This window comes from Synechococcus sp. MIT S9220, assembly GCF_014304815.1.
Lineage (GTDB): Bacteria > Cyanobacteriota > Cyanobacteriia > PCC-6307 > Cyanobiaceae > Synechococcus_C.
Genome location: NZ_CP047958.1, coordinates 531,887 through 553,048 on the forward strand (window position 1 = coordinate 531,887; position 21,162 = coordinate 553,048).

25 protein-coding genes and 2 tRNA genes are annotated in these 21,162 nt (G+C 60.1%); 15 read left to right on the top strand and 12 right to left on the bottom strand.

All coding sequences use genetic code 11. The features are described 5' to 3' along the window. Window positions 1–12: 12 nt before the first annotated feature. Window positions 13–84 (bottom strand) — tRNA-Thr (locus tag SynMITS9220_RS02720). A 10-nt stretch (window positions 85–94) separates the two neighbouring features. After that, window positions 95–176, bottom strand: a tRNA-Tyr gene (locus SynMITS9220_RS02725). A 105-nt stretch (window positions 177–281) separates the two neighbouring features. Between SynMITS9220_RS02725 and aroQ the strand changes: the two genes are divergently transcribed. The 3 genes from aroQ to SynMITS9220_RS02740 all read left to right on the top strand — a co-directional run bounded on the left by aroQ (window position 282) and on the right by SynMITS9220_RS02740 (window position 1,757). Beyond that, a complete protein-coding gene (gene aroQ / locus SynMITS9220_RS02730) occupies window positions 282–725 on the top strand; it encodes a type II 3-dehydroquinate dehydratase (protein WP_186990530.1) in 444 nt (147 codons plus the stop codon). Further along, window positions 722–1,348 (top strand): tRNA-(ms[2]io[6]A)-hydroxylase, encoded by a 627-nt coding sequence (locus SynMITS9220_RS02735; RefSeq protein ID WP_186990532.1) that lies wholly within the window; start codon window positions 722–724, stop codon window positions 1,346–1,348. The genes aroQ and SynMITS9220_RS02735 overlap by 4 nt, the downstream gene beginning before the upstream one ends. Window positions 1,349–1,520: 172 nt before the next feature. Next, entirely contained in the window at window positions 1,521–1,757 is a 237-nt protein-coding gene (locus tag SynMITS9220_RS02740) for a hypothetical protein (protein WP_186990534.1), read from the top strand. A 4-nt stretch (window positions 1,758–1,761) separates the two neighbouring features. Here SynMITS9220_RS02740 and SynMITS9220_RS02745 read toward each other — a convergent pair whose 3' ends face one another. Further along, window positions 1,762–2,307, bottom strand: coding sequence for an acireductone dioxygenase (locus SynMITS9220_RS02745; protein ID WP_186990536.1), 546 nt, complete (start codon window positions 2,305–2,307; stop codon window positions 1,762–1,764). 61 nt (window positions 2,308–2,368) lie between these two features. Between SynMITS9220_RS02745 and cobI the strand changes: the two genes are divergently transcribed. Further along, window positions 2,369–3,160, top strand: coding sequence for a precorrin-2 C(20)-methyltransferase (gene cobI, locus SynMITS9220_RS02750; RefSeq protein WP_186990538.1), 792 nt, complete (start codon window positions 2,369–2,371; stop codon window positions 3,158–3,160). Then, window positions 3,151–3,783, top strand: coding sequence for a DUF4079 domain-containing protein (locus tag SynMITS9220_RS02755; RefSeq protein WP_370594387.1), 633 nt, complete (start codon window positions 3,151–3,153; stop codon window positions 3,781–3,783). Before cobI ends, SynMITS9220_RS02755 begins: the two co-directional genes overlap by 10 nt. Before the next feature lie 3 nt (window positions 3,784–3,786). Here the strand turns inward: SynMITS9220_RS02755 and SynMITS9220_RS02760 are convergent, their stop codons facing one another. From SynMITS9220_RS02760 to SynMITS9220_RS13275, 3 genes are read right to left on the bottom strand one after another with little or no spacing between them, the layout of a single operon-like run. After that, a complete protein-coding gene (locus SynMITS9220_RS02760; RefSeq protein WP_186990540.1) occupies window positions 3,787–5,778 on the bottom strand; it encodes a glycosyltransferase in 1,992 nt (663 codons plus the stop codon). After that, entirely contained in the window at window positions 5,775–6,779 is a 1,005-nt protein-coding gene (dusB, locus tag SynMITS9220_RS02765; protein ID WP_186991789.1) for a tRNA dihydrouridine synthase DusB, read from the bottom strand. The genes SynMITS9220_RS02760 and dusB overlap by 4 nt, the downstream gene beginning before the upstream one ends. A gap of 52 nt (window positions 6,780–6,831) precedes the next feature. Further along, window positions 6,832–6,984: a hypothetical protein gene (locus SynMITS9220_RS13275; RefSeq protein WP_255483193.1), complete on the bottom strand. Its 153-nt coding sequence runs from the start codon at window positions 6,982–6,984 to the stop codon at window positions 6,832–6,834. Window positions 6,985–7,243: 259 nt separating this feature from the next. Between SynMITS9220_RS13275 and SynMITS9220_RS02775 the strand changes: the two genes are divergently transcribed. Then, window positions 7,244–7,708 (top strand): DUF1823 family protein, encoded by a 465-nt coding sequence (locus SynMITS9220_RS02775; protein WP_186990543.1) that lies wholly within the window; start codon window positions 7,244–7,246, stop codon window positions 7,706–7,708. Between the two features lie 3 nt (window positions 7,709–7,711). Here SynMITS9220_RS02775 and SynMITS9220_RS02780 read toward each other — a convergent pair whose 3' ends face one another. Next, on the bottom strand, window positions 7,712–8,095 hold the full coding sequence (locus SynMITS9220_RS02780; RefSeq protein ID WP_115125202.1) for a L,D-transpeptidase: 384 nt from the start codon (window positions 8,093–8,095) through the stop codon (window positions 7,712–7,714). 183 nt (window positions 8,096–8,278) lie between these two features. Between SynMITS9220_RS02780 and der the strand changes: the two genes are divergently transcribed. The 6 genes from der to proC all read left to right on the top strand — a co-directional run bounded on the left by der (window position 8,279) and on the right by proC (window position 13,043). Continuing rightward, window positions 8,279–9,646 (top strand): ribosome biogenesis GTPase Der, encoded by a 1,368-nt coding sequence (der, locus tag SynMITS9220_RS02785; RefSeq protein ID WP_115125365.1) that lies wholly within the window; start codon window positions 8,279–8,281, stop codon window positions 9,644–9,646. Window positions 9,647–9,651: 5 nt separating this feature from the next. Next, entirely contained in the window at window positions 9,652–10,569 is a 918-nt protein-coding gene (locus SynMITS9220_RS02790) for an energy-coupling factor transporter transmembrane protein EcfT (protein ID WP_186990545.1), read from the top strand. A 17-nt stretch (window positions 10,570–10,586) separates the two neighbouring features. Next, window positions 10,587–10,853, top strand: a complete 267-nt coding sequence (locus tag SynMITS9220_RS02795; RefSeq protein WP_067093917.1) for a PipX family protein — start codon at window positions 10,587–10,589, stop codon at window positions 10,851–10,853. Between the two features lie 23 nt (window positions 10,854–10,876). Beyond that, window positions 10,877–11,530: a YggS family pyridoxal phosphate-dependent enzyme gene (locus tag SynMITS9220_RS02800; protein ID WP_186990547.1), complete on the top strand. Its 654-nt coding sequence runs from the start codon at window positions 10,877–10,879 to the stop codon at window positions 11,528–11,530. A gap of 106 nt (window positions 11,531–11,636) precedes the next feature. Further along, complete coding sequence (locus SynMITS9220_RS02805) at window positions 11,637–12,212, top strand: cell division protein SepF (RefSeq protein WP_186990549.1); 576 nt, start codon at window positions 11,637–11,639, stop codon at window positions 12,210–12,212. Between the two features lie 12 nt (window positions 12,213–12,224). Then, window positions 12,225–13,043 (top strand): pyrroline-5-carboxylate reductase, encoded by an 819-nt coding sequence (proC, locus tag SynMITS9220_RS02810; protein WP_186990551.1) that lies wholly within the window; start codon window positions 12,225–12,227, stop codon window positions 13,041–13,043. Here proC and SynMITS9220_RS02815 read toward each other — a convergent pair. From SynMITS9220_RS02815 to hpf, 5 genes are read right to left on the bottom strand one after another with little or no spacing between them, the layout of a single operon-like run. Then, the gene (locus tag SynMITS9220_RS02815) at window positions 13,040–14,227 is read right to left on the bottom strand and encodes a glycosyltransferase family 4 protein (protein ID WP_186991791.1); all 1,188 of its coding nucleotides are present in this window, start codon (window positions 14,225–14,227) and stop codon (window positions 13,040–13,042) included. The genes proC and SynMITS9220_RS02815 overlap by 4 nt on opposite strands. Before the next feature lie 27 nt (window positions 14,228–14,254). Further along, complete coding sequence (locus SynMITS9220_RS02820) at window positions 14,255–15,634, bottom strand: MFS transporter (RefSeq protein WP_067093923.1); 1,380 nt, start codon at window positions 15,632–15,634, stop codon at window positions 14,255–14,257. A gap of 29 nt (window positions 15,635–15,663) precedes the next feature. Further along, window positions 15,664–16,452, bottom strand: coding sequence for a DNA repair protein RecO (gene recO, locus SynMITS9220_RS02825; protein ID WP_186990553.1), 789 nt, complete (start codon window positions 16,450–16,452; stop codon window positions 15,664–15,666). Continuing rightward, a complete protein-coding gene (locus SynMITS9220_RS02830; protein ID WP_186990555.1) occupies window positions 16,449–17,132 on the bottom strand; it encodes a 2-deoxyribose-5-phosphate aldolase in 684 nt (227 codons plus the stop codon). Before SynMITS9220_RS02830 ends, recO begins: the two co-directional genes overlap by 4 nt. 37 nt (window positions 17,133–17,169) lie before the next feature. After that, the gene (gene hpf / locus SynMITS9220_RS02835) at window positions 17,170–17,757 is read right to left on the bottom strand and encodes a ribosome hibernation-promoting factor, HPF/YfiA family (RefSeq protein ID WP_186990557.1); all 588 of its coding nucleotides are present in this window, start codon (window positions 17,755–17,757) and stop codon (window positions 17,170–17,172) included. Window positions 17,758–17,768: 11 nt separating this feature from the next. Between hpf and lipB the strand changes: the two genes are divergently transcribed. The 3 genes from lipB (at window position 17,769) to SynMITS9220_RS02850 (ending at window position 21,008) form a co-directional block, all read left to right on the top strand. Further along, window positions 17,769–18,497, top strand: coding sequence for a lipoyl(octanoyl) transferase LipB (gene lipB / locus SynMITS9220_RS02840; RefSeq protein ID WP_255483194.1), 729 nt, complete (start codon window positions 17,769–17,771; stop codon window positions 18,495–18,497). 51 nt (window positions 18,498–18,548) lie between these two features. Then, window positions 18,549–20,492, top strand: coding sequence for an AMP-binding protein (locus tag SynMITS9220_RS02845; protein ID WP_186990561.1), 1,944 nt, complete (start codon window positions 18,549–18,551; stop codon window positions 20,490–20,492). A gap of 72 nt (window positions 20,493–20,564) precedes the next feature. After that, complete coding sequence (locus SynMITS9220_RS02850; protein WP_186990563.1) at window positions 20,565–21,008, top strand: YlqD family protein; 444 nt, start codon at window positions 20,565–20,567, stop codon at window positions 21,006–21,008. Window positions 21,009–21,162: the final 154 nt, after the last annotated feature.

Consider the following 21,162-nt stretch of genomic DNA (forward strand, 5'->3'; position numbering starts at 1 on the left):
GGTGTTGTGTGAAGCCCTTGTCGAGACTTGAACTCGAGACCTCTCCCTTACCAAGGGAGTGCTCTACCGCTGAGCTACAAGGGCTTGTGGTGGATGGGCCGGGTTGGATTTGAACCAACGTAGGCAGAGCCAGCGGATTTACAGTCCGCCCCCATTAACCACTCGGGCACCGACCCGAACCACCCGAAGAACTTACCAGTCGGCCTGGCGATCCTTTCAGCGATCTGTGCCTCTCGTTGGTTCTCGATACGATCGAGTTTCAAAGGAATTCTCGTAAGGCCATGCGCCTGCTGCTCCTCAACGGCCCCAATCTCAACCTGCTGGGGCAACGAGAGCCTGGTCTCTATGGACGACAGACGCTCGAGCAGATTGAGCAAGCTTTGAAACAGCGTGCGACGGCAGCAGGCGTGCAGCTGGACTGTTTTCAAAGCAATTTTGAAGGTGCGCTGGTAGAGCGCGTCCATCAGGCCATGGGTGAGGTGAACGGGATTCTTGTGAATGCAGGCGCCTACACCCACACGTCGATCGCCTTGCGTGACGCTTTGCTGGGAGTGGCCATTCCCTACGTGGAGCTTCATCTCAGCAACACGCATGCCCGCGAGCCCTTCCGCCATCACTCATTTCTGGCCGATCGCGCGGTTGGTGTGGTGAGTGGTTTCGGGCCTTTCAGCTATGACCTGGCCTTCGATGGTCTGCTGAATCACCTGCGTCAAGCTGCCGTATGACCATCACCTCGTCGGTGACGAGCATCCGCTGGCTTGCAGCGCCCACCAGTCGTCGCTGGGTTGAGCAGGCCATTGCCAGGCCAATGGAAGTGCTGATCGACCATGCCCATTGCGAACGCAAAGCGGCTGGGGCGGCAGTGCAGCTGATGTTCCGCTACTTGTGCGAACCAGGCCTGGGCGAGGCCCTCAGTCCGCTGGCGCGGGAAGAGCTCGAACACTTTGAACGGGTGTTGAAGCTGCTCAAGGACCGGGGGCGCTATCTGGAGCCGCTGCGCTCTCCCGGTTATGGGGCATGGCTGGCCAAGCAGGTGCGCCGGGCAGAGCCCGAGCGCATGCTCGATTCTTTTTTGGTTGCCGGGTTGATCGAGGCCAGAAGTCATGAGCGTATGGCACTACTGGCTGAGCACAGTCCGGATCCAGACCTGCGCTTGCTCTATGGCGACCTGCTGAAGAGCGAAGCCCGCCATTTCGGTCTCTACTGGGTGCTATCTGCAGACCGATATCCAAGGGACGAGATTGTGCCTCGGCTTCAAGAGCTGGCCGCGGCTGAGGTGGATGCGCTACGCGGGGAGCTCTCTGCACCGGAGGCTGTGCGCATGCATTCAGTGGGAGTTGATGCCTGATTCAGTCATGACCTGTCGATCTCTGGATAGAGACGAGGCTTTTTCAGTTGGTCGAGCGTGGCGCCAGGGCCAGACTCGGAAGGTTTGTAATCAGAGTCCAAAAGAAGTCTGAAGAGACGCGCCATGGGCCCTGGGTCACTTCTAGAATTGACCCAGCCAATTTGCGATGTCGATGCCTGACCCTGTAATCGCTGTCGCAGATTCGTTGCAGGCCCTGCGGAATGGCACCACCGACGAACAATGGGATGGTCTCAAGTCCAACCCACTGGTCCGTGATCTGATCGGGCGTTGTGCCGACCTGGAGGCCGCGATGCTGCTCGATGATCAGACATTGGCGGCCGAACGACCCACCAGTCGGATCGCATCGTTGAAATCTGCTGTCGACGCGCGTCTGTTGCTGGCGGCCTGAGTGTCTAAGACGGTCGGAGGCGGGGGTAGCGCTCGGCGATTGGGTCTCCGGTGAATTCTGCGACCCAGCCGTTTGGATTGTTGAAAAACCTGAGTGTGCAGAAATAGGGCGTTTCGCCCATGTCAAACCAGTGAGGTGTTCCTGCAGGAACACTGATCCAGTCGTTTGTTTCACAGAGCACCTGCACAACTTCATCGCCGATGTGCAGGCAGAACAGACCGCAACCTTCCACAAAGAACCGCACTTCGTCCTCTGCGTGGACGTGCTCTTTCAGAAACTTTCGGCGCAGGGAGACGCGATCTGGATGATCAGGAAGCACCCTGATGGCATCAACGCTCGGGTAATGCCCTCGAGCCTGCGTTTGTTCGATTTCGCTTTTGTAGTTCTCCAGGATCTGTTGAGGTGAGGCGTTGCCATCTGGCCGATGGTGCGCCGGCCAGCGTTCGAAGCCAATGCCCCGTTGCTTCAGTACATCCTGGATCCGCTTGCCTTCCTGGGTTTTCAGCAGGATGGTGTTGGACCGTGCTGAATACAGCGTCAGTTCGCTCATGGGCCCGAAGCAATCCTGAAGCAGTGCATCAAGGCTCCTTCCACCCTGTTCAGCATGCTGGATGGCTGGTTGGCTTGCATTGCCGTTGTCCATCACGTCCGAGTGTCCCCAAGATCAGCTGGTGTTAGTGGGCGTCGGTCCGGGGGATCCCGAGCTGCTCACCGTTGCTGCAGTTCGAGCTTTGGAAGCTGCTGATGTCGTTGCCCATCCCATCGCGCATGAGGGGGCTGAAGGTATGGCACTGGCGATTGCATCCCGCTGGATTCGGCCTGATCAGCGTTGTCTGCCTCTGTTGTTCCCCATGGTGACTGAATCTCAGCCACGAATCGCAGCCTGGAGGCAGGCGGCTGATGTGTTGGCTGCAGAGGTCAGATCCGGCAACCGGGTGGTGCTGCTGTGCGAGGGGGACGTCTCACTGTTCGCGACCGGGAGCTACGTGCAACTGGCTCTGCGGCGCCATCACCCTGATGTGCCGTTCATCTTGATTCCAGGCATCACGTCGGTGAGTGCTGCAGCGGCAGCAGCGGCCAAAGATTTTTTCGATGTCCCTTTGGCGTTTCAGCAGGAGGGCTTGCTCATTCGTCCCTGTCCGGAAACGCATGCCGAGTTGATCGCCTTGCTGCAGAGTGCTCGCAAGACCTCCACGGTGCTGGGTTTGATCAAGCTGGGGCAGCGCTGGTCTTGGGTGCGAGCGGCTCTGCAGCAGGAACAGCTGCTCGATCGTGCCCTCTTTGCGCAGCGGGTTGGTTGGCCAGATCAGTGGGTGGCATCGGCTCAGGCGGTGCCAGACGATGTGAGGCCCTACTTCTCAATGCTGCTCATCCGTCAGCAATGGCCTGAGGTATTGCCTTGATCGCCGCATTGCAACCGCTGACACCCCTGCAATGGCTGGCGCTGGTGCATCCGGTGCTGATCATTCTGTTTGTGTATCCGGTGATCGGCGCCACGATCCGCCTTGGAATTCTGGCCAGGGAGCGGCGTCTAGAGATCAACCCCATCGCTCCCACAGTGCCTGTTGAACATGTTGATCACGGCCGTTGGGCAACGGCTGGTCTGCTCGTGGCTGTGCTGTTTGCCTTGAGTCACGATTTGGCTGCTGCCGGCGCCGGTTTCAGCAGCTGGGCGCTGGTCATCCTTCAGGCGTGCGGCGTTGTGCTGTCGTTTGTGGCCCTTCTGCGCACCCGACGACTGGCCCTGAGGCTGCTGTTCTCCTGGAGCTGTTGGCTGTTTCTGCTGCTGATCACGATCCAGCCTTTGCTGGTGAGTGAGCGTGCGCTGGCTGCTCCTGCTGTCTGGCAGTCCCACGCCTGGGGCGGACTGTTGCTGCTCGCTTTTCTGCTGCTGACCATGGCCTGTCAGCGAGAGATCGCCGGGCGCCTGTGGATGCGCCGTCTGCATGTGTCTGTCAATGTTCTCGTGGCCCTTTTGCTGGCGACTCAGGCCATCACGGGGACCCGTGATCTCTGGCTTGGTTGAGTGTCACTGCGGCGGGGTCTGTGGCATCAGGCAGCGGTGGAACGGGCGTCGTGAAGGCAGGATGATCAGACGGCTGATCAGGGCAATCAATGCTCGCCATTCAGGCGGTGCCTGACGTTCCGGCCAGCAGCCTGGCCGGCAGAACAACCAGAGGATGAGCTGTTGTCGAGTCTGGTCGCTGAGTTCTTGCCAGCGAAGCGCCAGTCGATTGCCTTGAGTGCGTTCCCAAGCAACTGGCAGTGGCGACACGTCGTCTGTCCAGCGAAGCCGCTTGATCTTCAGCTCGGCTGGCAATGGAGTGTCCAGATCCAGCTCAGCGCCGCTTTCGCTGAGCGCCGTGATTCGACAGGGTCGCCGCTGCCCGTCGCTGTCTTCCAGCTCCGCTGGCAAGCAAGCGGCCTGCCATGGGGCCGGGTCGCGTGCGGGTGGATCCCAGCAGGCGCGCAGTGCAATCCAGAGGCTGAGAAGGTTGATCACCGCCCAGGTCAGGCCAAGCGGCCGCGAGTCGAGAATCTCGCTGTCCAGTGGTGTTGTCGTCACCAATCCAAACAGGTTGATGAGGTTCAGCAGCAGCAGTGCCAGCAGGGGGATCACCAGAACGAGGCTGAAGCTGCCCCGATTGCGTTTCTGGTGTTTTGGTGTCACCCGAAAGCCACCGATGTACCCCATCAGATTGGTGAACACCGTCAGCGTCAGCGGCACCGTCAGCACCCAGCTGGTGAGTTCGCTCAACAAGGCTGTGCGTGAGCCGCGGTTGATCCAGCCGATGCTGAGCAGAAGTGTGGCCCAGAGAGGCAACAGCAGCCGGAGAGCTTCACTGCTGCTGATCAGAATGGGAACAGTGCCAAGCAGGCCGTAGCTGAGTGGCATCAGCATCAGCACCAGCCGGGGCATGTTGTTGAACCAGTGCACAACGCCTTCGAGGTAGGCCATTCGTTCCCCGAAACGAAGCTCGCCTGGGCCCAGTGGTCCATCGCTCAGTCGCAGGCTTTGCAGCGTTCCATTGGCCCAGCGCTGGCGCTGACGCACAAAGTCGGCCATTGTTTCCGCTGCAAGGCCAGCACTGAGCTTCTGTTGGAGATACAGCAGTTTCCAGCCCTTGCGCCGTAGCCGTAGCCCCGTCACGAAATCCTCTGAGATCGCCTGTTCCTTGAATCCTCCGACTGAATCAATGGCGCTGCGTCGAGCCAGAAAAGCAGTGCCGGCGCAAACCACTGCTCCCCAGCCATCCCGGACGGGTTCGATCCATCGATAGAAGCTCTCTTCGTCGGGTAATAACCAATGCTCCATGCCCAGGTTCCGCATCGCTGGATCGGCATTGATGAAGGTCTGCGGGGTCTGAAGCAGCCCAACCGATGGGTCCTGGAGAAAGCCGATGCAGCACTCGAGAAAGTCTCTCTGCGGAATGAAGTCAGCGTCGAACACCGCCAGCAGCTCTCCGCTGCAGTGCTGAAGTCCGTCATTGAGATTGCCGGCTTTGGCGTGGGTTCGAGTCGGTCGATGGCGGTAATGGCACCCGTGCCGAAGAGCTAGTTCTCTGACTTCGTCACGGCCGCTGTCATCCAGTACCCACACGCAATGGTTCGGATAGTTCTGATGACAACAAGCGATCAGGCTGCGTTCCAGCACCTCAAGGGGTTCGCCGTAGGTGGGCACGAGAATGTCGACCATCGGCCGCCAGTCGCTGCTCTGCCATTTTTTTTTCAGTTGGTCGATCGTGCTTCGACGGTCGGGGAAGCGACGCCAGGCCAGCCATAGCGGCAATAAGCCCGACAGCAGCAGCCAGGCTTCCGCTGTCAACAACAACAGGCTCAACCCTGTGCTCAGGTGCGTGCTCAGGTTGAGGCTGCTGGTGATTCGCCAGTGCAGATACCTGGCTGTCAGCAGGCTGATCAGCACAATCAGGCTGCGTCGCTTCCAGATGGGGCTCTGCTGCTCAGGCTGTTGCCTCAACCAAAGGGGCCACGCCAGCAGCACCAGTGGCAGCCAGTTCAAGCCAACTGCTCCTGTTGCTGTTGAAGCAGTGTCAGTGCCTGATCAGGGGTGGGTGCACGCATCAGTTTCTGGCGGAACTGGGATGCACCTGTGAATCCTGTGCAGGTCCAGCTCATGTGTTTCCGCGCGATCAGCAGGCCGTGATCTCCCCGCGAGTCAACGAGGGCCTGCAGTTGTTCAGAGGCCAGCATCAGGCGTTCCCGCGGACTTGGAGTGGGGGGAATGGCGCGACCGGTCAGCGCCGCATCGATCTGCCCCACCAGCCAGGGCGCTCCCATGGTGCCTCTCCCCACCATCACCCCATCGGCACCGGTCTTTTCGAGGCAGCGCAAGGCGGCGTCAGGGTTGTTGACGTCGCCATTGGCGATCACCGGAATGCTGAGTGACTGCTTGACCGATGCAATCGCTTCCCAATCCGCGGATCCGCTGAAGCGTTGTTCCCGTGTCCGACCGTGCACGGTCAGCAGAGTGGCGCCCGCACTCTCCAGCTGTTTGCACCAGGCCACTGCCGCGTGATGGGAGCCTTCGATTTGGGCTTGATTGCACCATCCCAGGCGTGTCTTCACCGTGACAGGAACGCCGACGGCTGAAGCCACAGAATCAACGATTTGGCAGGCCAGATCGGGATCGCGGATCAGGCCGCTGCCGCCACCTTTGCGGGCGATTTTTCTCACGGGACAGCCCATGTTGATGTCGATCAAGAAGGCACCTGCGTCTTCAGCTCTTCGGGCTGCATCGGCCATTGCCACGGGTCTGTGATCAAACAGTTGGACGCCGATGGGGCCCGTTTCCTCACTCAGCTCATCGACTTTGCCTCTGCCGTGGCCGAGCTCAAGACTCGTGGCGTTCACCATTTCCGTGAACAGAAGAGCATCCGGCGCCCAGCGTCTGACGAGAGCGCGAAAAATTTTGTCGCTGACTCCTGCAAGCGGAGACTGCAGCACGTTGCAGCGCAGAACGCGTTCAACGCTGCTTCCCTTCAGCCGCAGACCCCTCACCATCAGGATTGGATTCAGTTCATACATCCTCGCTAACTGCAGGTTTCAAGCGGTGTCAGGACGCGGACTCATCCAGTCCGAGCCGGGCATGCATGTCGCGAACCTGGGCTTCGATGGCGTTGCGTAGCCAGGCCTGGTTGGACCAGTCTTCGCACTGAGCCAGTCGCTCCACGTCCTGCATCAGATCCAGCGGCAACTGAAGGTTCACGGTCTGAATGCTGTGGGGACTGGCCAGTCCCCCCTAATCAGGGGTCTTGAGTCGTCGTCGTCGATCGCGTCTGGCCGTTGCCATGACCTCGTGGGGAAGTCGAAAAATCAGACGCTGCAGGCGTGCATCACCAAGAAGCGACGTCTTCGGTTCCAGGACTGTGTCGAAGACTTACATGGCTCCGAAGTTAATCGAGGTGCTGCAGGGCATGTCATGTCATCCCTTCCCCCTCAGCGGCTGTCGATGACAGCATGCGGCGATGTCCTCACACTCCTGGAGCCTGAGCCGGGCCCTACTCATGGCGATCCTTGAAGATCGGCTCAGCGACCGATTCGTGGCGTCGCTGGTCTGGGAGCGATTGGGCTATCTCCCCCCTGAGGATGGTGCGGGGTCATGGCTGGCAGGCCCTGCGACGCCCGCCGCCTGGAGAGAGGCCTTCCCGGAAGCTCCGCAGGTGATTGCTGTGCGGCCCGCTTCGGTGCGTCTGACCCGGTCGATTCCCAAGGAATCCAAACAGCTGCTGAAGCAACAGCTGCAGTTCGGCGGCTATCGAATTCATGAGCTCTATCCAAGGCGCACTCGCCGCGCCACGGCGGTGAACTGGTTACTCGCCTGGTTGGTCTCAGCTGGTGAGCTGCTGCCAGAGGAAGGAGCTCTGCCGCCTCTGCTCGATGCACCGGCGGATCCGGTGCGGGGGCACCCCGGAGATCCGCCGGTGCAATGAGCCTCATACCTGTATGACCACCTTGGTGCCCTTGAGCGTGTTTTCAAACAGCCAGCGGGCCTGATGCGTGGGCATGCGGACACAGCCATGACTGCGGGGAACGCCGAAGGCCTGGCCGGCGTCTTCCTGCCAGGGAGCTCCGTGCATGCAGATCATTTCGTTTGCGGTGATGCACATCGCATAGGGCACGCCGGGTGCGACATAACCACGGCCGCGCATGGTGACGGAGCGATATTTGGTCAGCACCTTGGCTTCTCCAGTGGGAGTTGGCGTGGATGCCTTGCCGGTGCTCACGGGGATGACCCGCACAATTTCTTGGTTCTGGTCGTAGACGGTGAGCTGTTGATCTGAGAGGTCCACCACCAGGGTGGCGATCAGTTCGAGCATGATGGTGTGACAGCAGGTTCACTGACCTATCGCTAGCTGTCTCATCCGAGTCTTACTGGTCTCGCTTGGAAAGAATTCCCATTCCTGTTGGCGAAATGAAAAGTTGAGCGGCTTCCCTTTCGGGTCCTGATCTCGCAGGCAGGTGCCTCTGTACTGTCAAGACTGTTCTTGCTGTGGACCTTCTTGGCGCGTCCCGTCGTCGCGATTATCGGGCGCCCCAACGTTGGTAAATCCACGCTGGTCAATCGTCTCTGCCGAAGTCGAGAGGCGATCGTCCACGACCAGCCAGGTGTGACGCGTGATCGCACCTATCAAGATGGCTATTGGGGAGATCGCGAATTCAAGGTGGTCGACACCGGTGGGTTGGTGTTCGATGACGACAGTGAGTTTCTGCCTGAAATCCGTGAGCAGGCTGCGCTGGCTCTCGAGGAGGCCAGTGTTGCTGTGGTGATTGTTGATGGTCAGCAGGGCCTCACGGCATCGGATGAGGCCATCGCGGAGTTCCTGCGCGGTCAGCGTTGTCCAACGCTGCTCGCGGTGAACAAGTGCGAGTCACCTGATCAGGGTCTGGCCATGGCTGCGGAGTTCTGGAGCCTTGGCCTCGGAGAGCCCTACCCCATTTCCGCAATTCATGGTGCAGGCACTGCAGAAGTCCTGGATCGGGTGCTCACATTCCTGCCTCCGAAAGATCAAGAGGGTGATCAGGAAGAGCCGATTCAAATGGCCATCATTGGTCGTCCCAACGTGGGTAAATCAAGCCTTCTGAATGCCATTTGCGGTGAACAGAGGGCCATTGTGAGTCCGATTCGAGGCACCACGCGCGACACGATCGACACCAGCATCGTGCGTGAAAACCGTCCTTGGCGCCTGGTGGACACCGCTGGGATCCGCCGGCGTCGCAGTGTTAATTACGGGCCTGAATTCTTTGGAATCAACCGCAGTTTCAAGGCGATTGAGCGCAGTGATGTGTGCGTGCTGGTGATCGATGCATTGGACGGTGTGACCGAGCAGGATCAACGCCTTGCAGGTCGCATCGAAGAAGACGGTCGGGCCTGCGTGGTTGTTGTCAATAAATGGGATGCCGTGGAGAAGGACAGCCATACCATGACGGCCATGGAGAAGGAGCTGCGTTCCAAGCTGTATTTCCTCGACTGGGCCCAGATGCTGTTCACCTCAGCACTCACCGGCCAGCGTGTTGACAGCATTTTCGCTCTGGCTGTTCTGGCTGTGGAGCAGCACCGTCGTCGTGTCAGCACTTCCGTGGTCAACGAAGTGCTGAAGGAAGCCCTCAGCTGGCGGAGCCCGCCGACAACAAGAGGCGGACGTCAGGGCCGGCTGTACTACGGCACCCAGGTGGCAACCAGGCCCCCGAGTTTCACCCTGTTCGTGAATGACCCCAAGCTGTTCGGTGACACCTATCGGCGTTATGTCGAGCGTCAGATCCGGGAAGGGCTCGGATTTGATGGCACTCCCTTGAAGCTGTTCTGGCGTGGGAAGCAGCAGCGCGACGCCGAAAAGGATCTGGCCAGGCAGCAGAACCATCAGGGCTGAGCAGCATGGATTGGCTGAGGCAGATTCCGATCGGGCAGTACGTGGATGGTGCCGGTGGTTGGCTGCGCCAGCTGGATCCCCGCCTGAAGCTGTTGTGGGTTCTGGTGTTTCTGCTCACGCCTGTACTGGCAGGCCCTCTGTGGCGCGTGGCGCTCGTGCTGGCCCTGCTGTTAATCACGTTGGTGAGTGGATTGCCAGCTCGGCTGTGGTGGCGCTCGTTGCTGCTGGTCAGTGTTCTCGGCTGTGCGGTCGGGCTGCTGGCCATGTTGCTGCCCACCGGTGATCCTGGAGCCAGCGTGCACCTGCGGTCGCCGGCGGAGATTCCAGGCCTCACACTGACCTCACCTTCCTGGGAGTTGATTCGTCTAGGGCCTCTGCAGTTGGGATCTCTGCAACTGGGCCCGCTTGTGGTCGATCGCCGCTCGGCTGAATTGGGGTTGAACAGCGCCACCTTGATCGTGACCGTTGTCCACAGCGTGAATCTGATGTTGCTGTCGACCCCCAGTGAGGAGTTGATGTGGTCTCTCAGTTGGTGGTTGGCTCCCCTGGCTCGACTTGGAGTGCCGATTGATCGACTGAGCTTTCAGCTGCTTCTGGCTCTTCGCTTTCTGCCGTTGGTTCAGGAAGAACTCCAGAACCTGTTGCGCTCGCTCGCCAGTCGTGCCGTCAACCTGCGCCGGCTCGGTTTTAAAGCTTCCTTCGGGCTTGTGCTTTCAGTGGGAGAGCGCCTTCTGGCCAACATCCTGCTGCGTGCAGAACAAGGTGCTGAAGCGTTGCTTGCGCGAGGTGGAACCTGGTTGCCTGCAGATGCGTTTCGTCCTGAGCAGGCTTCGAAGGGTGCTGTCCCAAGCATTCTCAACGGGGTTGCTGCTGTGGGGCTTGTCACTGTTCTTGTTCTGCGCGGAAGGTACGGTGCTCTCTGATCCCCGTTTTCAGGTCTGTGAGCGCTGAGGGTTATCTCAACCACCCCACCTTTGGGATGCTCTACAGAGTGGCCCCTGCGGGGGAAGGTCGTGATGTGTACGCCACCTTGTACGCCCAGCGCATGTTCTTTCTCGTCACCCTGCAGCCTCGAGGGGCTCAGTTTGAAGTGATTCCTTATCTAGATGCGCGCCACCACGCTGAGTTGAATCTTGCCCGCCGTCGCCGGGATGCTTCGGAGGATTACGGCAGCTGGAAGCAGTTATTCGATCAGACCTTCATCTGAACCATGCAAGACGGACCGCTCGGGTGACGGAGATTCAGACCCGCTGGCAGCAACTGCAACAGCGTCTTCCGCAGGGAGTCAACCTGCTTGCTGTGAGCAAGATGCAGCCTGCGTCGGCAGTTCGAGAGCTTGCCGCTTGTGGTCAGATTGATTTCGGCGAAAGTCGGGTTCAGGAGGCTTTGCCTAAGCAGCAGGCTCTCGCCGACCTCACCGCTTTGCGCTGGCATTTCATTGGCCGCCTGCAGGCCAATAAGGTCCGCGCGGTGGTGAAGGCCTTCAGCTGGATTCATTCCATCGACTCGATGGCGCTGGCGGAGCGTTCATCCCGAATTGCCCTGGAGGAGGGGTGTTGTCCTTCAGTGTTGTTCCAGGTGAAGCTGAGGTCTGATCCCTCTAAGGGCGGCTGGGATCCTCAGTCACTTAAAGAGGCCTGGCCCGTGTTGCGACAGTTGCCTGGACTGAAGGCCTCCGGGCTGATGACGATGGCTCCGTTGGGACTAGACAGCATCGAGCGTCAGGGGCTTTTCAGGGATTGCCGTGATCTGGCGGATGAGCTCGATCTGTCTCAATGTTCGATGGGGATGAGCGGCGACTGGCCGCAAGCTGCCGCCGCCGGTGCGACCTGGGTTCGTGTGGGATCAGCCCTGTTTGGTGCGCGGCCGCCTGTGTCTTCTTGATCGGAATGATCAAATCAACGTTGCGAGATGGACATCAATTCATCTGGACACGCTTGCTCACAACTCCCTTGAGCGCTATTCAGGGTCAAGGTTCTGCAGATTTCCAGTGTCGTTGATTTCTCGTCTTCGTGCGGTCGTTGCTGGTGACGATTACCTAGATGGCGATTATGACGAGCTCGACTACGACACAGGCGAGCAAGATGACAGCATGCAGGGCATGTCGTCTGTCAACAGCAGTGCTCTAGCGCCTCTGGATGCATCCAATCCGTTTGAGATGGACCAGAACTTCTCAGGTTCGAATGTGATCGGGATGCCTGGGATTAGTTCCGGCACCGCAGAGGTTTCTCTGATGGAGCCGCGCAGTTTTGATGAAATGCCAAGGGCGATTCAGGCCTTGCGCGAACGCAAGACCGTGATTCTCAACCTCACGATGATGGAGCCTGATCAGGCTCAAAGAGCGGTTGATTTCGTGGCCGGTGGAACGTTCGCCATTGATGGACATCAAGAGCGTGTTGGCGAGAGCATTTTCCTGTTTGCCCCGAGTTGCGTCACTGTGACCAACGCCAGTCAGGACGAAAGCACGACTCCAACGGTTGTCACCAAGGATGTTGAGCAAACTTCAGCTGAGAGCAGCGTTGCTCCCGCACCGGCCTGGGCTGTTTCGGATGCCGCCGCTCTTTGAGTTTTCGCTTCGGTGACTGTTTCTGTTGGTGTGATTGGTCTGGGTCGGATGGCCCAGGCCCTGATCTTCCCTCTGATTGAACGAGGCAAGCTTCAGTCAGCCGATGTCATCGGGGTTGTTGGCAGTCAGTCTTCTGTCTCACGGCTGACCCCTGATTTGCCCAATGGGTTGACCGTTGTTTCCGCTTCTGATCCCCGGGCTATGGACGCCTGGAATGCTCCGGTTCAGTTGTTAGCGGTGAAGCCCCAGCAGCTTGATGCTGTGGCCGAATGCGTTGGGCCAGTTCCATCAGGCCAGTCGCCGCTGCTGATCTCTGTGTTGGCGGGCGTTACTCTGGAGCGTCTTCAGAGTCAATTTCCTGGTCGTGCGTGCGTGCGTGCGGTTCCTAATACCCCTTGCTTGGTGGGTGAAGGCTTGTGTGGACTTGCATTTGCAGAAGGTGTCTCGGCGCAGCAGCGTCAGTGGGTGAAGGAGGCTTTCGATCCAGTGAGCGAAGTTCTTGAGCTGCCGGAGTCCAGGCTTGATGCGTTTCTGGCGTTGACCTCCTCAGGCCCTGCTTACGTGGCTCTTGTGGCTGAAGCCATGGCTGATGGCGCAGTAGCTGCCGGTTTGCCGCGTGATCAAGCCCACCGGCTCGCTCATCGGACATTGGCCGGAACGGCTGCATTGCTCGATCAGCAGCAACTCCATCCAGCTCAGCTCAAAGATATGGTCGCCTCACCTGGCGGTACGACCATGGCGGCTCTGCGCAAATTGGAGAACGCTGGTGTTCGAACAGCCCTGATCGAAGCGGTGATTGCTGCCGCCGAACATGGACGGACTTTGCGCTAGGCCGCCAGCGGAGCTCGACGCATTAGCTCGCCATACAACTGCTCGAGTGCGTCGATATTGCGGCTGATGGTGTAACGCTCCAGCACTCTTTCGCGGGCCTGTCGTCCTAGTTCGCGCGTCAAAACGGGTTGATCACGCAGCACCGGAAGCAAGGTGCGCAGTTGGCTGGTCACGCCCAGGGTGCTCATCACGATTCCTGCCCCACCAGCGAGCACTTCTCCGTCGGCTCCAGCATCGGTGGCCACACAGGCACAGCCACTGGCCATAGCTTCAAGCAAGGCGAGTGAAAGCCCCTCCACCAGAGAGGGAAGCACGAACACCTCGGCGCATTGCAGCAAGGCAATGCGCGTGGCCAGATCGGCTTCGTAGCCCCACCAGAGCACGTCATCGTCGTCGTAACTGTTCTGCAGGGTGCTGCGCAAAGGCCCTTCGCCGACGATCACCAGGCGACAGCCCTGCATGGCGACCAGACGCCAAGACTGCAGAAGAGCTTCCACGTTTTTTTCGGTGGCAACGCGTCCCATGTAGAGGAAGACGCGCTCCTGACCAAGACGGCAGCGCACCTGATGCATTGCGCTGCCGATGGGCGGTGTGATGCCCGGTTCTGGTCGTGGGTCAGCGGGACTCCACTGGTTGGTATCAACCCCGTTGGGGATCACGGCTAAACGGTCTTCGCGTACGCCAAGACGCGCCAGGAATTCAGCTTGTAGATCGGAGAACACGATCACCCGGTCGTACTTGGAGAGTGCCGGTGCGTAGAGCTGATAAGTGAGTTGCTGTGTCCCTGCCGTCAGGTTGCGGAGGCTGGCGTCGAAGGGAGGGTGGAAGGTGGCCACCAGGGGGACTCCCAACTGCTGACAGAGCTCCGGCAGTCGGAAATCCAGCGGCGACAGCGTGAGACTTGCATGCACCAGATCAGGTTGCAGACGTTCCAGCGATTCCCGCAACTCACGCTGGGCACCCGGCGAGGGGATTGTGTAAACCTGCGATTTGACCAGATACGGAAGGCTGACATCGGGATCGTTGGCGAGAAGCGATGTGCTGCTGCCAGGTGCCTTCGGATTATCGAAGTGAATGAAACTGGTCTGATGACCCCGTGCCCTCAGGGCCTCCGTTGTGCTGAGCCCGTAGATGACATTGCCGCAGAACGGAGTTTTTTTGCCCAGCCAGGCAATATGCGTCACCGCCACCAGTTTCAGCCTTGGCAAACGCTAGCAGCGTTGCCAAGGTCGTTCGAGCAAGGCGGCAACAAGTGCCAGCAGGGCGAGCAACCACAACACCGGACTGAGCCCGATGCTGCTGACCAGAGTGCCTGCCAGCACTAGCGGCAAGCTGAGAGCGATATTGATCAGGTTGTTCTGAAGACCGAAGACTCTGCCTCTCTGGGAGACCGGAGTTTCCTCCTGAATAGTCGTCTGTGCCGGAATGGCGACCAGTGCGGCTCCGATCCCGAGGATTCCGCAGAACGCCAGAGTGCTGTTGAGCGAGCCTTTGAACTGGCTCAGCAACACCAATGAAAAGGTGATCAGGCCGAGTCCTGCTGCGGTGAGTCGACGGCGACTGAAGTGATGACCGAGCTGGGCCATCATCACGGCGCCAAGAGCCATGCCCAGGCCGCTCATCGCCAGCAGCATGCCGAAACCAGAGGGGCCAAGACTGCGAATCAGGCCTGCCAGCTGAAGGGCCAGAACGTAGAGAGCCGCGAGCAGGCTGTAGAGCAACACCAGATGAACCATGGCGTTGCGCACCGTGGGGATGCGCTTCAGCACCTGCAGCCCTTCTCCGATTTCGTGCCAGACCGATCGACCATCGTTGTGGATTTCCCGCTCCCGGTGGCTGACCGCCAGCAGGCTTAGGGCCGCCATGCCGTAACAGAACGGCAGCAGAATGAACTCACCACCGCGCACGCCGACCGCGCTGAACAGGTGATTCAGTGCTCGCAGGATTGGCTCACCCAGAGCGAAGCCGACGATGGTGGCTCCCATGCTGGTGGTTTGGTAGAGCGAGTTCGCTGCCAGTAGGTGTTGGCCAGGCACAAGCAGGGTGATGGCCGCCTGTTCGGCCGGTGCGAAGAACTGCGTGAGGATCGATTCGATAAACGTCATGCCGATCAGACCCCAGTAGCCCCAGGGCAGTCCCAGGATTAGGGGGCCTGGAATCAGAAACAGAGGCGTCAGCATCACCATCAGTGCCCGCAATCCGTTCGAGGCCACCATCACCCGTCGTTTCGGCCAGCGGTCAACCCACACCCCCGCCACGCTGCCCAGGACCATCGCCGGCAGTGTGTTCGCTACGAAGATTCCCGTGGCCAGAAGGGTGATGACTTTGGTGCGGGTACTGATATCGAGACCGTAATCGGAGGCCACCTCCGCAAGAACGCCGTTCTGTTGGGTGGTCAGCAGCAAGTGCTGATCGATCAGAAAGACCATCAGCACGATGTAGAACTTGTCCGCCAGCTGAGAGAAGATCTGGCCGATCCAGAGTTTGCGGAAGTCGCTCAGGCGCAACACAGCCTGGAGCCCGCGGCCTCCCTCCGGATTGTTGCCGGTGGGTAGAACCGGCTCAGGACTGTTCAGGGGGGATCCGCTCAAGGTTCCAGCAATGACCGGCTCATGATCGCTTACTGCGACGGCATGCAGTTGCCGACCATCTCCAGTGAGCGCACCGGGCGGGGCAAATGGGTGCGGCACCAGCACTCCAGGACAGCCAGGAGCTTCAGCCACACCGGACGTGGACCCATCAGTTGGCCATCGCGTCTCCTGGGGAGTTCCGCCCTGGGCAATCGTTGCAAAAGAGCCAGTTCGGATGGGTTGAACTGAAGCGTGGCGCCCGGTAATGAGCCGATCGCTAGTCCCTCCTCAGGCAGAAGGCTGCAGCGCCATTCCCACTGGCCGATTGGAGGAGCCAGATCTGCTCCAGTGCGGCAGCAGATCTGCAGTGGAATGCCATAGCCGCCCAGCGCCAGCAGATGCACTCCCGCCTGCACGAGCATGGCCAGGCAGAGATCTGCGTTTGGTTGGTCGGAGCGGCTCAGGGCTTCGAAACTCTCGAGATGAATCAGCACCGCGTCCAGCATTCCCGGAACAGGGTCGCAGTCGCTCACAAGGGCAATGGCTAGTTCCGCCAGGGCTTGGGCGGCAGCCAGTGTTTCCAGTTGCTTGCCAACACCGCTGTAGTTATGCACGACTTGCAGCTGACGCACCCTTTTCAAACTGCGACGACCCACCACTTGCAGTTCCAGCAGAGTGAGCGGGACTGCCGCGGCAAGGCTGCTGCGTGGCTTGCGTGCTCCGGGCACTGCCAGTCGCACCACGCCGGCTTCATCACTGAGCAGGGTGAGCAGCCGGTCATGCTCCCCGAGGGGCCCCACCTTGAGGGCCAGTCCAGACAGGCGCTTGTCCCCACTCATCGTCGTGGTTGTCGCAGGGCTTTCACCAACGCTGGACCGTGACCGGTTCCCAGCGCGATGGCTCCTGCTTCCACGAGATCAAGCGCCTGTTCAAGCTCCCTGATCCCACCGGCGGCCTTGATGGCGCAACGGCCTCGGGTGAGCTGCCGTAGTTCTCTGATCTGACTGGGGGAGACCGCTGCTCCAAATCCGTTGCCGGCCTGCAGCGATGCAGCCCCTGCATCCATGGCGGCCTCCGCTGCCAGAGCAAGCTGCGCCTCAGTTAGCTGATTCATATCCATCACGACGGTCATGGGTAGATCCAGTGCTGCGATCGCTGCCAGCTCCTCGGCGAAGCTGTTGGCGCGACCGTTCACGAGAGCAGACCAGTCGGGTGTGACTTCGAGGGCTTCGGCACCATGGGCAGCAGCCCATTCGGCCTGGGCCTGTTTCAGTTCGGCGGGCAGTGCTCCGAATGGAAAGGCAACGGTGGCGATCAACGTCACCGGTCCCTGTCCCCCCAGGCGCTTGCGCACTGCTTCGAGGTGGATGAGGCTGACGCACACGCCGCCGAAGCCCAGTTGTTTGGCTGCGTCGCAGAGCGTCAGCAGTTCCTCCTCTTGCAGGAGTGGATTGAGCAGAGCCTGGTGAATCAGAGGGGGGATGTCCGGCAGGTCCTGCCGGCGCGGTGACTTGGTCATCGCTGAGCAAACGACGGATCAAGCCGCCACGAAAAGTTCAGTTGCGTGCCTGGATCACTCCATAGCCACCGTGGTTGCGCCGATAAATCACCTGTAGTTCGCCGCTTTCACTGTCGCGGAAAAGGTAAAAGTCATGGTCGATGAGATCCAGCTGGGTGCGTGCGTCATCCAGCGTCATCGGCGGCATGGCGAAGTACTTGCGCCGCACACCCGGGCTCGGTAACCGGGCTTCTTTCCCCTCGAACAGTGAATCGTCCACGGGGGTGTCATCAAGCACCGCTTCAGTGGTGGGAGTCTCGGTGGCCCGGTGGCCGGGGCTGTGATGGTGGTCGCTGTGGCGTTCTTTGAAGCGTCGCAGCTGCCGTGCCAGCTTGCTCGCCACTAGGTCAATGCTCGCGTAGAGATTCTCACTGCGTTCCTGGGCACGAATCACGGTGCCGTTAGCGAAGACCGTCACCTCGGCCGTCTGCTGCGGCACGCGGGGGTTGCGCGCTACTGACAGATGCACATCTGCTTCCTGAACCAGGTCATTGAAGTGATGGATCGCCCGATCAAGCTTCGTCTCGGTGTAATCCCGTAATGCGGGAGTCACATCCAGATTGCGACCATGGATCAAAAGCTTCATGCATCCCTCCGGTGCCTGCGCCTAACGGAAAGCTAGTGACGCCGACAGATTCCGGAACCGGGTCTTCGGCATTTCTTTTTCAGCCTGAACAGCTGGTGCCGTTTCAGCAGGCCTGGGATCTGCAGCGCTGCTGGCAGGAGCGGTTGCTCCTGGAGTCAGACAACGCCTCTGATGCGGACACTGAAGCTGAAGCGGTTTGGCTGCTGCAGCACCCCAGCTGTTACACCCTCGGCCGCGGCGCCAGTGAAGACCATCTGCTCTTTGATCCTGAACATCCGCCTGCCCCGCTGCACCGCATCGATCGTGGTGGGGAAGTCACGCATCATGCACCCGGTCAACTGGTGGCCTATCCGGTGTTGGACCTGCGCCGTCGTCGCACCGATCTGCACTGGTATCTGCGTCAGCTGGAACAGGTGGTGATTGATGTGTTGCAGCGTCTCGGGCTGCAGGGGGAACGGATCGAAGGACTTACCGGGGTCTGGCTCGATCAGCAGAAGGTGGCGGCCATCGGTGTCGGTTGCCGTCGCTGGATCACCCAGCACGGCCTTGCGTTGAACGTGACCTGCGATCTGGAGGGTTTCGAATCCGTGGTGCCCTGTGGACTCAAAGGACGAGCCGTCGGTCGACTTTGCGACTGGATCCCTGATCTGGAGATCGAGAGCGTGCAACCCCTGTTGCGCGATGCACTGGCTGCCCGCTTTGATTTGGTTTGGCAGGAGAGAGATGAAGAGCAGCTGTGATTGCCGAAGCAGCGTTGAGGTGATAGGCCTGGGCGACTACAGACCGTTCCCGTGACTGCCGCCGCTCAATCCACCTGGCAACCAACGTCCCGCGAGCAGGCAGCATTGGCTCGCCAGGCTCATGTTCAAACTCTCGGCCGGGTGGATCAGGTCTGGCCTTGGTTGCAATCACATCACGGTGAGGTGATGGCGGTTGATGCTCCTCACGCCGCCCATCCGGAGCGTCTCAGCTACCAAGAATTGGCAGAGAGGATTGATCAGGCCGCTGCCGCATTCCGAAGTTTGCAGATCGGCAGTGGCGATGTGGTGGGGCTTTTCGCAGAGAACAGTCCTCGCTGGCTGGTGGCTGATCAGGGCTTGATGCGGGCAGGTGCCATTGATGCTGTGCGTGGGGCAGCAGCACCAGTGGAAGAGCTGCGCTACATCCTCGAGGATTCCTCTGCCGTCGCGCTGGTGGTGCAAACCGCTGATCTGCTGCAGCGTTTACAGCTGCCGGCGGAGCTGCAGGAGCGTTTGCGCTTTGTGCTCGTGCTTGAGGGGGCTGCACCTGATGGCGCGCTCGACTTCGACACTTTCCTCGGCCTTGCCAATGGACAGGATGTACCGGATCCAATCACTGGGCGGGACCGTGCCTCTGCGCCAGCCACCACGGCCACGATCCTCTACACGAGTGGGACCACCGGTCGGCCCAAAGGCGTGCCGCTGACGCACGCCAACCTCCTGCATCAGATGCGCAGCCTCGCTTGCGTGACCCGCCCGGAACCGGGATCACCGGTGCTGAGCGTTCTGCCGATCTGGCATTCCTATGAACGCAGCGCTGAGTACTACTTCTTCTCCTGTGCCTGCTCGCAGAGTTACACCACGATCAAGCAGCTCAAGAAGGATCTTCCACGGGTCAAGCCGGTGATCATGGCCACGGTCCCCAGGTTGTGGGAAGCGGTTCAGGCTGGTTTCGAGGATGCCGTGAAAACATTTCCCGCCTCGCGTCAACGCCTGTTGAGAGCAGCCTTGGCCAACAGCACGGCCTTCACCCTCGCCAGGCGCCGCAGTCGTGACCTGATGATTCAGCCGCTGCGCAAACGCGACCGTCTAAAGGCTGCTGCTGAGGCGAGCCGTCGCTGGCCAGCCCATGCGCTGGCCTCCAAGCTGATCTGGCCCAAGCTGAGGCAGCAGCTCAGTGGCGGAGCACTGCGCTTTCCGATTAATGGGGGAGGTGCCATCGCTCCCCACGTGGATGCCTTCTTTGAAGCGGTGGGAATCGAGCTCCTGGTCGGATACGGTCTCACGGAAACCAGTCCGGTGGTGAGTTGCCGGCGGCCCTGGCGCAATATTCGCGGTAGCTCCGGTCTGCCTCTCCCGGATACCGAGTTCCGCATTGTTGATGCCGACAGCAGGAAGCCGCTTGGGTTCCGTGAACGTGGGGTGGTGCTGGTGCGCGGCCCTCAGGTGATGGCTGGCTACCTCGGCAAACCTGCGGCCACAGCCAAGGTGCTGGATGCCGATGGCTGGTTTGATACAGGCGATCTGGGCATGCTTCTCCCCGATGGATCTGTGGTCCTGACCGGACGGGCCAAGGACACGATCGTGCTCAGCAGCGGTGAGAACATCGAGCCAGGGCCGCTTGAAGAGGCTCTGGTCTCCAGCCCGCTGATCGAGCAAGTGATGCTGGTGGGGCAGGACGAACGTCAACTGGGGGCTCTGGTGGTGCCGCGGGCGGATGCGATCAAGGCCTGGGCCAGCTCACAGGGCTGCGATCCAGGTGATGACCTGGGCGGTCATCCCGGTGATCAGCGCTTGCTCAAGCTGCTGCGCGGGGAGTTGAACCGACTGTTGGCGGACCGTGCTGGATCCAGGGCTGATGAGCGTCTTGCTGGTGTGGCTCTGGTCGAACCATTCTCGATCGAGAACGGCCTGCTCACCCAGACGCTCAAGCAACGCCGAGACCGGATCACGGAACGGGATCGCTCATTGATTGAGAGCGTGTATGGCCGTTGATCGCCCTCCAGTCAGGGTCGGGTTGACCATCCGCCGTGAGGCTGAGACGCTTGGCGCTGATTCCTCGCCCCAATGTCTGACGGCACCACTCTGTCGATCAAGCGTTCCATCACCATCCGTGCCGTGGTCACGCCGGCCTGGAAGGAAGAGGCCGAGCGTGAGTTGAGCGCTGGCATCGCCACCACCGACCAGCAACTGGCTCAGCTTGAGCAGGAGGGGCAGCAGGTTGTGGATGATGTTCGGCGTCAGAGCGCCAATCCCCTTGATCCGCGTGTGCAAGAGCAGGTCGCTCAGGTGCAGCAGCAGGTTGCTGCTAAGCGGGCTGAGCTCGACGAGCAGAAGCGCAATCTTCTTCAGCAGCAGGCCCAGGTTCGCGAGCTTGAAATGGAACAGATCGTGGATCAGGGCCAGCTTGAGAGCTTCTGCGACATTCAAGTGGGCGACAACCTGGTGAGCAAGATGCAGGTTGCGGTCGTGGTTCGCGACGGCGTGATCGAGGCCATCGACCAGGGCTGAGCGCTGATGAGGGCCGGCCTGCCGGCCCGTAAGATTTTTCTTAGTCAGCCCCTCTGGAGACGGTTTTGGCAACCCACGACATTCCCTGACTCAAGTCACTGGAATGGGTTTGCTAGTTGGACAAGAGTTGGACAAGGCAAAGTGCCCCTCTTAA